A 12,555-nucleotide genomic window follows, 5' to 3' on the forward strand; every position below is an offset into this window, starting at 1 on the left:
TGAGTTATGAAAAAACTTTTAATACCAGTATTAGTAATCGTAGGAATCATTGTAATTCTGTATTTCTTTTTTGGAGGTCGTTATAACACTGCTGTTACACTACAAGAAGATGCAAAAACAGCGTGGTCTAATGTAGAAAGTGCTTACCAAAGACGTAGTGACCTTATTGGCAACTTAGTTAAAACCGTTCAGGGAGCTGCAGATTTTGAACGTAATACTTTAAAAGAAGTAATCGAAGCCAGAGCCAAAGCAACTGCTGTAAATATTGACCCTAGTAATATTACACCAGATCAAATAGCACAGTTTCAACAGGCACAAGGAGGACTAACCTCTGCCCTATCAAGATTATTAGTAACCGTAGAGCGTTATCCTGATCTAAAAGCAAATCAAAATTTCCTTAATCTGCAAACCCAACTAGAAGGAACAGAAAATAGGATTAATGTAGAGCGTAATAGGTACAACGAATCTGTAGGTGGCTATACAAAATTCATGAGAAAATTTCCTAATAACATCATTTTAAGTATTTTCGGAAGCTTTGAAGAAATGGCACGGTTTGAAGCTGATAGAGGTGCAGAAAAAGCACCAGATGTTGATTTTAATTTTAAATAATGTCTAAGGTAGAAGATTTTCTTACTTATGATCAAGAGCAACAAATCGTAGCTGCAATTAGAGATGCAGAAAAAACAACATCGGGAGAGATTCGTGTGCATCTGGAAAAACATACTGAAATAGAAATTTTGGAAAGAGCTACCGAAGTTTTTCATTGGTTAAAAATGGATAATACCATCCAACGTAATGGAGTCCTCATCTATGTTGCTGTAGAAGACCGTAGTTTTGCTATTTTTGGAGATAAAGGTATTAATGAAGTCGTTGGAGATGATTTTTGGGAAAGTACAAAAGATACCATACTTGAGCAGTTTAAAAAAGGAGATTTCACTCAAGGATTAATTAACGGAGTTCTTCTTGCCGGAGAGCAATTACAGAAATACTTCCCCTGGGATCATACTGATATCAACGAACTCTCTGACGAAATCTCTAAAGGATAAATGAATACTATCAAACAATTTATATTGCTCTTATTGTTTCTAGGAATACCTCTCCTATCTTTTAATACAATATCTGCGCAAAGAAAAATTCCGCCAAAACCTAAATTACAAACAGCTGTTTATGACGAAGCTGATATGCTTACTACTTCTGAGTCAAAACACCTACAAGAAAAACTAATTCGATATTCTGACACTACCTCAACACAAATTGTAGTAGCTACTATTAATTCTCTGCAAGGTGAAAATATTGGTTTATACGCGACAGAATGGGCTCATAAATGGGGAGTTGGACAAAGTAAAGAAGATAACGGAGTTTTTATACTGGTAGCCAAAAATGACAGAAAAATATGGATTGCCACAGGGTATGGTGTAGAAGAAAAGCTCACCGATTTTACCTCAAAAACTATCATTGACCAGATTATAACTCCAGAATTTAAAAGAGGTAATTTTTATACTGGTTTAGACAAAGGTACTACTGCAATTTTTCAAGTGCTTGATGGCACTTTTAAAGGTTCAAGAAAAAACAAAAAAGAGCTACCTATAACAGAATTAATTATTTTGCTTATAGCTTTTATCATCATCATTAAAGCTTTTTCTAAAAGCAATCATAGAAATGGTGGAAAAGGAAATCGAGGAAATCGATCAGGAAGCAGCCTTCTGGATGTAATCATCCTAAGCAACATGGGACGTGGAAGCTTTGGCGGAGGATCTAGTGGAGGTTTTGGCGGTGGTGGATTTGGTGGTGGTTTTGGCGGCGGCGGATTCGGCGGCGGCGGTGCCGGAGGAAGCTGGTAATTATCTTAGTTCTAAATTACAGAAGATATTTTAGTACATCGTTTGAAAGACTAAATTAGCACCAAAAAGAAAGCTGTAATACAACAAATAATCATTAAAAATTTTACACAGTAAAATAGCACCAGAAAAACACACCTCTACTTCTTTCTCAAATACACCGAAACTGGCACACCATGAAAATCAAACTCCTTACGAAGCTGGTTTTCGAGAAATCGTTTGTATGGATCCCTTATGTATTGTGGTAAATTACAGAAAAACGCAAATTGCGGTTGCGGTGTTGGTAATTGTGTGATGTATTTTATTTTTACATATTTACCTTTATAAGCAGGCGGTGGATTATGTTCAATTATCGGTAATAAAATATCGTTAAGCTCGCTGGTTTTAATCTTTTTAGACCTGTTTTTATACACCTCTACTGCCGTTTCGATAGCTTTAAATATACGTTGCTTTGTTAAAGCCGAAATAAATATGATAGGAACATCTGTAAATGGCTCTATTTCTCTACGTATATATTTTTCAAAATCTTTTAAGGTATTACTTTCCTTATTTTCTACAAGATCCCATTTGTTAACCAGGATTACAATCCCTTTACGATTACGCTCGGCTAACCAAAAAATATTTTGTACTTGTCCGTCAAAACCTCTGGTTGCATCCAAAACTATTAAACAAACATCACTATGTTCAATTGCTCGAACAGATCGCATAACAGAGTAGAACTCCAGGTCTTCTTTTACCTTAGATTTACGTCGTATTCCTGCAGTATCTACCAAGTTAAACTCGAATCCAAAACGATTATACTTGGTATCAATTGCATCCCGGGTAGTTCCTGCAATATCTGTTACAATATACCGATCTTCTCCTATCAAAGCATTAATAAATGAAGATTTACCCGCATTAGGCCTTCCTACAACTGCAAATCGAGGTAACTCATTAGATTCGTCTTCATCTTTTTCGGGTAGTACTTTTACCAATTCGTCCAGAAGTTCTCCTGTACCACTTCCATTAATACTGGCAATAGTATAATATTCGCCAAGGCCTAAATTATAAAACTCTACTGCATTTGTTGCTCTCTGTCCATTATCTACCTTATTCACAACCAAAAAAACAGGCTTATCTACTTTACGAAGCAGATTGGCAACATCCTGATCCATCCCTGTTATTCCTGACTCTACATCAACCATAAAAATAATGGCATCAGCTTCATCGATAGCCAGTTCTACCTGCTTATCGATTTCGGTTTCAAAAACATCATCACTCCCCACAACATAACCACCGGTATCAATCAATGAGAACTCTACTCCATTCCAATCACTCTTTCCATAATGTCTATCACGGGTTACCCCGCTAACAGCATCTACAATAGCCTCTCTTCTTTGAATTAATCGATTAAAGAACGTTGACTTTCCAACATTAGGTCTTCCTACAATTGCCACTATACCACTCATTGATATCTTTTCTAAATTTTGTGCAAAATTAGACTTTTTATTTTAGCAATACTATAAATGTTTTGATTTGATTAACAATACGTAAGAAAGTAAAAATAAAAAGCCCAAAGGCCAATGTTTCAGGCCGATGGAACTTTTCATAATTGATAGTCAGTCAGTGAAATAATTACTTAGTCAAATATACCACGTATTATAGTCAAGTTGGTTACTGTAAAACAACAAAGTTTTTATTGTTATTAGTGAAAAAATAGAGCTAATTAGCCTCTCTTCGGCATTATGACAAGGATTCTCTCTTTCTATATTGATTTAATGCTTTTTATGTATTTCATAAATAGCAACTGTATTTGATACTTCATTAGTTACTATAATCAGGTCATTTTCTGTTGGACTATCTTCTGCTTCGACCACAATCAATCCTTCTGGAGAAATATCTGTCTCATCTCTTAACCATTCTAAAAACTTTGGGCTAGATGGATTGGATATATCATACACCAACACTCCTCCTGTTCTCTCTAATCCTACAAAAAGTAGTGTCTTGTTACCCACTTTAAGAGTTTCTACAGCTTCTGGCTCTGCTCCTTTATCGTCTGATCTTTTATCGGCCGCACTTCCTTCGTTACTATTAAAAGCACTTGGATCCAAATCAAAAATTGTTTTTCCTATTTGGTCTCCACTGTCATAAATAACTGCTCCAGATGTAGACCATATTGTAAATGATCTTGCACCATAAGCATAAATCACATCATGATCTCCATCACCATCAATATCCCCATTTGCAGTAGTAATTTTTAGTCTTCCCAAATTCTCATCTAATTGTAAGGTAGCTGCATCAGAAAAAACGACAGGATCAAGAGTTAGATCTTTTACTCTTTCTTCTTCAGAAAACCCATCATAATCTCTAGCATCTCCTTCGTTTGCTGTTATTAAATATCGCCCTCCTCTAATCTTAGTATATGCTATAGCATCTGGGTGATAAAACCCTAAGACCGGCCAATTTTGAAAATTTCCTACTATATCATCTTTATCACTAGCATCTATTTGATTATTGGATAACTCATAATTTTTCACTCCCAATCCGATGATATCAGTAATTGTCTTGGTTTCTAGATTAACAATTGCCAATCCATTATTTTCTTGTAACGTAACATATGCTGTCTTTGAATCATGTGAAATAGCTACATACTCTGGTTCTACGTCTTGTGCCAGAGATGCTCCTGGTCCAAAAACCCGAAAATCATTACCAATAGCCCGGCCATTAAAAGCTGTAAAGCTTACATTCGAAACTTGCCCTGCTGCCACTTCTATAATAGTTATTGATCCTTCTGGGTCATCTGTATACAAATCATTCGGTTCTCCTTCATTTGCTGCTACAATATATTTCCCATTAGGGCTAAAAGCTACCATATCTGGTAGTGCACCTGCGGGATAGGTATGTAGCAGTTCCTGCGAATCCGAATTATAAATCGCAATAGTTCCATTTGCTTGTTTATTTGCAGCATTTTCTAAAGCCACAGCCACCATTCCGTTGTTTACGGCTACGCTATTAGGTATACCGACCAAAGCTATATCTACCCCTTGTACTGGTACGCCCGGATCAGATATATCCCAAACCGAAAGTTCTGATTCTTTTGGATTTACAACAAAAAGCTTATCTGTTTGAGGATCAAAAGCAGAAATCTCTGCAAATCCCTCATCTCCTGTTCCATTGACAAAGCCTCCGATTTTTTTGAATGTTAATTTACCTGTGTTTCCGCCTCCATGGTAATCATCAGGGTCACATGCGCTAAAAAGCCCTAATACAATTGTGGAAATAAGAATAGTCTTGTTAAAAATTTTCATTATTGATCTCGTTTTGTGTGATTAAAAATTCAAATGTTAACAACACATATATCCTTAACGTTATGCTAAGGATAAATTATAGACATTAATCAATAAATAGTTTTAACAAAAACCTTCTCGCAAGTGACAAAGAAGGCCTAAAAAGCAATACATAAAGTAATATTGCAAGGATTACGAATTAGTTATTATATCCAAATCGTTTTAATTGACGTTCGTTACTACGCCAGTTTTTATTAATTTTTACATAAAGTTCTATATGTATCTTTTTTCCGAAAAACTTTTCCAGTTCTTTACGTGCTTCTGTACCTACTCTTTTTAGAGCAGACCCTTTATGACCTATAATGATTCCTTTTTGAGAATCACGTTCTACCATAATCACCGAACGAATTCTAATAATAGTATCGTCCTCTACAAACTCCTCTGTCTCTACTTCTACAGAATAAGGAATTTCTTTTTTATAGTGCACTAATATTTTTTCGCGAATGGCTTCATTTACAAAAAAGCGTTCTGGTTTATCTGTTAACTGATCTTTTGGATAAAAAGGTGGTGAATCTGGTAACAATTCGATTATTCTACCAAAAACTTCTTTTACATTAAAATTTTCTAAAGCAGATACAGGGTATATTTCTGCATTGGGTACTTTTTGACTCCAAAACTGAACCTGTTCTTCTAATTTTTCCTGATTAGATTGGTCTATTTTATTTATTAGCAGAAGAATAGGGATTTTCGCATTTGTTATTTTATTAAAAAAAGCTTCATCTTTCAGGTCTTTTTCACCAATCTCTACCATATATATCAATACATCTGCATCTTCAAAAGCAGATTTAACAAAATCCATCATCGATTCCTGAAGCTCATAAGCAGGTTTTATAATCCCAGGAGTATCTGACAGAATCGCCTGAAAATCATCACCGTTTACAATTCCCAAAATACGATGTCTTGTTGTTTGTGCTTTAGAAGTAATAATAGATAACTTCTCACCAATAAAGGCATTCATTAATGTAGATTTGCCCACGTTAGGGTTACCTATAATATTTACAAAGCCAGCTTTATGAGCCATATAATTGATTTTAATGCAAAGGTAGATGAATATTAAGCAAGAAAACAACAGATCATAAAATTATTACATACATCCTTGTTTTATTAACATTTTCCTACAAAAAGTAGTTATTAAAATAAAGGAGTTGAATTGAATTTTTAATTGAATTTTTCTTAAATTTAGTTCCAGTATGTTTTCAAATACCCCGTGAAAACAAGTTTTTAACATTAAATTCTGGGATCGTTTGAAAAATCACACCTTATTTTTTACTTCAATTTTTATAAGAAGAAATCTCATTTCTTTCTACATACTCATTTTCATAACATCGTCGCAGCTTTTTTCTCAAGATCAGGATAAACAGATAACTAAAGCAGATCAAAGTTTTACAGCATTTGCATATATAGATGCCAGAGCAATCTACATGGATGTGGCTCAACGCGGATATTCTTCTCAAAATCTATACTCTAAACTAGGAGATTCGTTCTATTTTACAGGAGATCTTGAAGATTCTGTAGGATGGTATGAAAAGCTTATTCAAACCTATCCAGAGGATCTTAATCCCGAATATTTATTTAGATATGCACAAAGCTTAAAAAGTGTTGAACGCTACAAGGAAGCCGATAGGATTATGGATCAATTCTATGCTATTACAGGAAATGACAAACGAGCCAAATCTTTTATAGAAAAAAGAAATTACTTAGATTTTATCGAAATGCAGTCGGGTAAATATGACATATTTCCTTTGAGTATTAATTCAAAAAATTCAGAATACGCACCTAGTTTCAATAACAAAAATCAAATTGTCTTTGCTTCATCAAGAAGCAAAAGCATTAATGACTCAAAACTTCATAAATGGAATAAAATGCCTTTTTTAGATATCTTTTCTTCAAATATCAAAGAAGATCAGATTACTTTAGAAGATCCTGTTAAACTTAAAGGAAAAATAAATACAAAATTCCATGAGTCATCTACCAGTTTTAGTAAAGACGGAGAAACTGTATATTTTTCAAGAAACAACTACACCAACAACAAATTAGGAACGAGTAAAAAGGGGGTTGTACTCCTAAAATTATATAAGGCCACCCTAGAAGACGGAATATGGACTGATATCGTAGAATTACCTTTTTCTAGTGACGAATATTCTGTGTCTCATCCTTCCTTAAGCGCTGATGGGACGAAACTTTATTTTGCCAGTGACATGCCAGGTACTTTGGGGCAATCTGACCTGTTTGTGGTAGATGTATTAGGAGGTGGAAAATATGGCGAACCAAAAAACTTAGGAGGTAACATAAATACAGAAGGCAGAGAGACTTTTCCTTATATCAGTGACAGTGGAAGACTATACTTTTCTAGTGATGGTCATGTAGGTCTAGGCGGATTAGATATTTTTGTTTCTGTACCTAATGAATCTGGTTTTTCTGATGCTTTTAATATTGGTAAACCTGTAAATAGCTCTAAAGACGACTTTACCTTTGTATTAAATGAAGATACCAAAATAGGGTATTTTGCTAGTAACAGAAAAGGAGGTAAAGGTAATGATGACATCTACAGTTTTAAGCAAGTCGAAGAACTGATCACTTCTTGCATGCAATATATAGATGGCACAATCACAGATAGTGTAACTGGCGAACCACTTATAAGAACAGACGTTATAGTATTGGATAATAGTGGTAACATATTATATCAAGCTGTTTCTGATCTAAAAGGAAAATACAAAATCAAAGTACCTTGTGATACATCATATGTGATACGAGCACAGCTCGAAAATTTCATCCCTAAAGAAGTTACATTAGAAACTACAGATGTTTTTGAATTTATTCATAATCTACCAATTTCATTAACAAATATAGATTCAGAAAAAGTATTATCCTCTACAGTAGAGGTTACTGTTGGTGATGATCTGGGAAAAATTTTACAATTAGAACCTATTTATTTTGGGTTGGATGATTATGAAATTAGCCCAAAAGCCGAAGTCGAGCTTCAAAAAATAATTTCTGCAATGAACAAGTATCCCAAATTAAAAATTGAAGTTCGCTCACATACTGATAGTAGATCCAGTCATTGGTACAACAAAAAGTTAAGTGTAAAAAGAATGAGAGCCACAATAAGGTATATCGTGCGAAAAGGCAATGTTGATTGGCGACGCATACCTGGTAAAGCATATGGAGAAAGAAGATTGATTAATAAATGTGCCGATGGAGTCGATTGCACAGAAGAAGAGCATCAGGAAAACAGAAGAAGTGAGTTTATTATCATGAAAATATAATCTTCTCGTGGAAATCTGGTCTAATAAAACACACTAAAGAATAGTTTATACTTTATATTTTTCAAAATAGATTTTAGCTCTGGCATTTACTCTTGGAGCCAGTAATAATCCAGAAATCACTGTAGGGATTGCCATTATAGCAAAAGCGCTATCAATAAGATTAATCGCAAATTCTATTTTTACTACTGCGGCAATTATAATCGATACTATGTATAAGTAATTATAATATTTACCATACTTCGGCTTGGTTAAAAAGCTTAAACATGTAGTACCATAATGAGAATATGAAAACAATGTTGAAAGTCCAAACACCAAAACCATAATAACCACTACAATATCCCCCAATCCATATGGCAAAACAGAATTAAAAGCTTCTAAAGTAAGGGATATGCCATTACCATTAGAGTTTTGCCATACTCCTGTAGAAAGTATTGCCAAAGCAGTTAATGTGCATACCAGTAATGTATCTATTGCCGGACCAATCATTGCCACTAATCCTTCTCGAATAGGCTCATTGGTTTTTGCTGTACCATGCATCATAGGAGCGGTTCCTATACCTGCCTCGTTAGAAAATGCAGCTCTTTTTACTCCTGTTTTAATCAAATACCCTAAAGCTCCTCCTGCAGCTGCTTTTCCAGAAAATGCATCAGAAAAAATTAGCATAAACATATCTGGTATTTTTTCTATTTGTAATACCAAAATAGTAATCACAGTAATAAAATATAGCACTACCATAAAAGGAACCAATCTACTGGCCACAACCCCAATTCTTTTTATTCCTCCCATAATGACCAGCGAAGCAAACCCCGCTAAGACAATCCCGATATACCATTTATAACCATCATCCCAATCTAAAACATCTACTAATGTTTGAGTTAGTTGATTTGCAGTAAACGCAGGTAATGTACCGACCAATCCTGCCAAGGCAAAAAGTATGGCCAAGGGTTTCCATTGGGTTCCCAGGCCGTTAGTGATTACATACATAGGACCACTAAGTAAAGCCCTTTTATCATCTTCTGATCGATACATTACCGCTAGTGAACAGGTATAAAACTTGGTTGCCATACCGATTAAAGCACTGATCCACATCCAGAACACAGCCCCTGGGCCACCTGCAACAATTGCTACCGCTACACCACTTATATTACCCATACCTACTGTAGCTGCAATTGCAGAAGATAATGCCTGAAAATGACTAAGCTGGCCAGGCGCATGCTCATTATCATATTTACCTCGCAACACATCGATCGCATGTTTGAAATAGAAAAAAGGTGTAAATCTAGAATAGATAAGAAAAAATATTCCTCCACCAATAAGCAATACCAATAAAGGCCAGTCCCATACCCAGGAGCTAAAATCAGCAATAAAGTCTTCTATTATTTTAAACATAAACAATAAGGATAGTGGTTATAAATGTAGTGACAAAAATTAGATATGATGCCTTCAATCTAAAAATTACAGCATCTACGCTCTTATAAATCTGGGTTTATCAACACCACGATCATACATAATAATACTTCCCGCTACAGCCACATTAATGCTTAATTCGGATTTAAATTTAACTAAAAACTGTGATTTTTCGATAGCTATTTTAGATAATCCATGATCCTCGGCTCCTAGTAAATACACACAGCGTTTTGGGTGGCTAAACGTCTCTAGAGATTGTGCATTATCTGTTAGCTCTACTCCTACCAACATTGCTCCTTTAGGTAGGTGTTGGTAAAAATCCTCAAAAGTATCGTAATGAAAATACGGCATGGCCTTTACCGCATTATGAGTATCACTGGCTTGTTTTGCATATCGATTACCTATCGTAAAAATAAAACTAGCTCCCATATTTTGTGCAGAACGCCATAATACGCCAAGGTTCTCTGGTGTTTTACCATTTTGAATACCGATCCCAAAAAATTCATTCTCGAAATTATCAATCATAAGGCAAAAATAGAAAAACTGAGATATAGTTCTGGGAACACAACTTAAAAACAAATTTAATTCTATTATACAATCTCGATTAACTACTACTATATTTTAGGTAAGCATTTTTTAGTTTGGTATCGTACTTATTCTTCTTATAGCCTGATCCGTTATACCCTTCGGCAAATCTTGCCCAGTTCTTTTCTATTATCCAATCCAGTAATTTTTTACCTTTAAAAGATGTAGCTTCTATAAATTTACCAAAAGCCTTAAGGTGTTCTCTTTCATGATCATACATTTCTGAAACAAAATGGTCTATAGAAGAAAAACCTAAGTTCGCATAATGAAATCCCATGATTTGAAAAGCCCCCCATGATGCCGAACTATATGCTGCTTCATGAAAAGCTGGGTCATCAGACATCCCAGCAGCTTTTTCTAAACGATCATACTCTCCAGCCCCGCCTTTATAATGTACTTTTGTCCATTTCTCATATAGCACATTTTTAGTATATTCTGAAACATATTGAGATGGGGTTATTCCTCGTTTCTCTAATTCTTTCCAAAAAATATGGCCTTCAAACAAAATTCTGGGTCTACCAGATACCAAAAAGCCTTTTCCATTACTTTCTATTTCATTAACTGCTTTTACCATTGCTAATTCTAACCCAAATAGATCTGCAAAATCCTCGATATCTTGTTCAGACAAGAGCTTATCGTTAAATGCAATAAAGTCATTTTTTACTTCAATAAGTTTAGACCAGGTTTTAAGCCCAACAATACCATCTATCACAAGGTTATGCTTGGCCTGAAAATCTCTGACAGCTGTATCTGTATCTTTCCCAAAAAAATTAGACACATATACTTGATATCCCAGTGTGGTTAAAATTTCTTCCAAAAAATGAACATCCTGTCCGTTCGAACGATACCGTATTGTTTTCATTTGTTTATATTTTATAGATTTTTCTGTATTGAGTCAACTTCTATTTAAAACAGAAGGTAAGTATCAAATAGTCTATAACTAAACGCAAAATTCTCTAAACATGTTTAGCAAAAACTGAATATCTGGAATATTGATTTTTATTTTCTCTAACTATTAATAGATAGACATGCACATCTTTGTTTGATCATAAGAGATGATCTATATTAAAAAGATGTCTAACATCTAAATTTTGTAAGGGTAATTCTTGTGAAGATACAAAAAAAACAGCACCTTAAAGCTAATTTTAGCTTCATGATTTCGTCACATTATCAAACACTTATATCTAATCTCGAAGTAAATGGCGTAAATCAAAAGCAGTAAAAATTTTATAAAACCTGAAAAGATAAATTCATTAAATAATTAACCATACAGCTTACTAAAACACTCTTGTCTCTTATCTTATAAAGTATTAGAATATAAAATCACTAAGGGATGGCTTTATGTTACAAAAAACGAATTCTAGTTGAATCATTACGAATACTAAAAGCACATCCTCAAGAATAAGATAAGGAATTACTTTTATATAAAATAGCCAACCTCAAAATAAGCTGTTATGAAAAATGTTGCCATAATCATTATTCTATTTCAAAGTTTTCAAGGTATCCATGCACAAAAAGTTTTTGCCGATACTCAAGAGTTTTTGGTTACTACCGAAATTATGGACCGTGGAGAAAAACACCCCTCATATGTTATTAATCTGGTTCGTTCGGGAGAAGAAAATTTAGATAAAATATCTACTCTTACGATTGAAGACACAGAGCTTTTTGAGGATATCTTTATAACTACCTTAGAGAACCCTGGACTAGAAGGGATCTCTAAGGTAATTAAGATGGAAGTCGAGTATCTAGCATGTTGTGCTCATGTAGAAGCATATTACTACATGCTTAAAGAAGATAACACAATTGTAGCATTGCCTGAACTTAAAAATGTGTATTGTGAAAATTCTGATACCGATTTTCAATACATATTTCCAAATCAGGAATACGGCATAAAAGATAACATATTACAAACACAAACATTTTATCAAACAACAACAACTAATACTAAATATGTAAACTTAAAACAAAGTTTTACCTGGAAAGATGGCATTGTTGAAGATTCAAAAACAAATGCTATCACAGGGTACTAATTATTAATCCTAACAGTAATCTCAATCTAATAAACAAAAAGGGGGAAACTTTTGTTTATTATACCGACACGCCTTAACCGGTGGTGTCGGTTTTTTTTTACAT

General features: G+C 34.3%; 11 protein-coding genes. 5 read left to right on the forward strand and 6 right to left on the reverse strand.

The genetic code is table 11. The annotated features are described in order from the left end of the window. The first annotated feature begins 6 nt into the window (after window positions 1–6). The 3 genes from NNH57_RS11995 to NNH57_RS12005 are packed head-to-tail and all read left to right on the forward strand — an operon-like array spanning window position 7 to window position 1,841. Complete coding sequence (locus NNH57_RS11995) at window positions 7–609, forward strand: LemA family protein (protein ID WP_074407532.1); 603 nt, start codon at window positions 7–9, stop codon at window positions 607–609. After that, window positions 609–1,046 (forward strand): TPM domain-containing protein, encoded by a 438-nt coding sequence (locus tag NNH57_RS12000; protein ID WP_074407531.1) that lies wholly within the window; start codon window positions 609–611, stop codon window positions 1,044–1,046. Before NNH57_RS11995 ends, NNH57_RS12000 begins: the two co-directional genes overlap by 1 nt. After that, the gene (locus NNH57_RS12005) at window positions 1,047–1,841 is read left to right on the forward strand and encodes a TPM domain-containing protein (protein ID WP_074407530.1); all 795 of its coding nucleotides are present in this window, start codon (window positions 1,047–1,049) and stop codon (window positions 1,839–1,841) included. It begins immediately after the preceding gene. A gap of 137 nt (window positions 1,842–1,978) precedes the next feature. Here the strand turns inward: NNH57_RS12005 and der are convergent, their stop codons facing one another. From der to era, 3 genes are all read right to left on the reverse strand, one after another. Beyond that, entirely contained in the window at window positions 1,979–3,286 is a 1,308-nt protein-coding gene (gene der / locus NNH57_RS12010) for a ribosome biogenesis GTPase Der (RefSeq protein ID WP_074407529.1), read from the reverse strand. A gap of 306 nt (window positions 3,287–3,592) precedes the next feature. Further along, a complete protein-coding gene (locus NNH57_RS12015; protein WP_108807402.1) occupies window positions 3,593–5,125 on the reverse strand; it encodes a choice-of-anchor I family protein in 1,533 nt (510 codons plus the stop codon). Between the two features lie 178 nt (window positions 5,126–5,303). Next, a complete protein-coding gene (gene era / locus NNH57_RS12020) occupies window positions 5,304–6,185 on the reverse strand; it encodes a GTPase Era (RefSeq protein ID WP_074407527.1) in 882 nt (293 codons plus the stop codon). Between the two features lie 223 nt (window positions 6,186–6,408). Here era and NNH57_RS12025 point away from each other — a divergent pair, with 223 nt between their 5' ends. Further along, window positions 6,409–8,430, forward strand: coding sequence for an OmpA family protein (locus NNH57_RS12025; protein WP_234423325.1), 2,022 nt, complete (start codon window positions 6,409–6,411; stop codon window positions 8,428–8,430). A gap of 45 nt (window positions 8,431–8,475) precedes the next feature. On the opposite strand, the gene NNH57_RS12030 is transcribed toward NNH57_RS12025, so the two are convergent. The 3 genes from NNH57_RS12030 to NNH57_RS12040 form a co-directional block, all read right to left on the reverse strand. Further along, window positions 8,476–9,819 (reverse strand): alanine/glycine:cation symporter family protein, encoded by a 1,344-nt coding sequence (locus tag NNH57_RS12030; RefSeq protein ID WP_199915403.1) that lies wholly within the window; start codon window positions 9,817–9,819, stop codon window positions 8,476–8,478. 75 nt (window positions 9,820–9,894) lie between these two features. Then, a complete protein-coding gene (locus NNH57_RS12035; RefSeq protein ID WP_074407525.1) occupies window positions 9,895–10,362 on the reverse strand; it encodes an RNA methyltransferase in 468 nt (155 codons plus the stop codon). Window positions 10,363–10,441: 79 nt separating this feature from the next. Beyond that, on the reverse strand, window positions 10,442–11,284 hold the full coding sequence (locus NNH57_RS12040; RefSeq protein ID WP_074407524.1) for an N-acetylmuramidase domain-containing protein: 843 nt from the start codon (window positions 11,282–11,284) through the stop codon (window positions 10,442–10,444). 592 nt (window positions 11,285–11,876) lie between these two features. Between NNH57_RS12040 and NNH57_RS12045 the strand changes: the two genes are divergently transcribed. Further along, the gene (locus tag NNH57_RS12045) at window positions 11,877–12,452 is read left to right on the forward strand and encodes a hypothetical protein (RefSeq protein WP_074407523.1); all 576 of its coding nucleotides are present in this window, start codon (window positions 11,877–11,879) and stop codon (window positions 12,450–12,452) included. The last annotated feature ends 103 nt before the right edge of the window (window positions 12,453–12,555 follow it).

The sequence above is a fragment of the Aquimarina spinulae genome (assembly GCF_943373825.1).
Classification (GTDB): Bacteria; Bacteroidota; Bacteroidia; order Flavobacteriales; family Flavobacteriaceae; genus Aquimarina; species Aquimarina spinulae.

Excerpts from the sequence above, each read along its gene's own strand:
- NNH57_RS11995 (WP_074407532.1), top strand. The coding sequence starts at position 7 with ATGAAAAAACTTTTAATACCAGTATTAGTAATCGTAGGAATCATTGTA.
- NNH57_RS12015 (WP_108807402.1), bottom strand. The coding sequence starts at position 5,125 with ATGAAAATTTTTAACAAGACTATTCTTATTTCCACAATTGTATTAGGG.
- NNH57_RS12000 (WP_074407531.1), top strand. The coding sequence starts at position 609 with ATGTCTAAGGTAGAAGATTTTCTTACTTATGATCAAGAGCAACAAATC.
- NNH57_RS12040 (WP_074407524.1), bottom strand. The coding sequence starts at position 11,284 with ATGAAAACAATACGGTATCGTTCGAACGGACAGGATGTTCATTTTTTG.
- NNH57_RS12005 (WP_074407530.1), top strand. The coding sequence starts at position 1,047 with ATGAATACTATCAAACAATTTATATTGCTCTTATTGTTTCTAGGAATA.
- era (WP_074407527.1), bottom strand. The coding sequence starts at position 6,185 with ATGGCTCATAAAGCTGGCTTTGTAAATATTATAGGTAACCCTAACGTG.
- NNH57_RS12030 (WP_199915403.1), bottom strand. The coding sequence starts at position 9,819 with ATGTTTAAAATAATAGAAGACTTTATTGCTGATTTTAGCTCCTGGGTA.
- NNH57_RS12045 (WP_074407523.1), top strand. The coding sequence starts at position 11,877 with ATGAAAAATGTTGCCATAATCATTATTCTATTTCAAAGTTTTCAAGGT.
- NNH57_RS12035 (WP_074407525.1), bottom strand. The coding sequence starts at position 10,362 with ATGATTGATAATTTCGAGAATGAATTTTTTGGGATCGGTATTCAAAAT.
- der (WP_074407529.1), bottom strand. The coding sequence starts at position 3,286 with ATGAGTGGTATAGTGGCAATTGTAGGAAGACCTAATGTTGGAAAGTCA.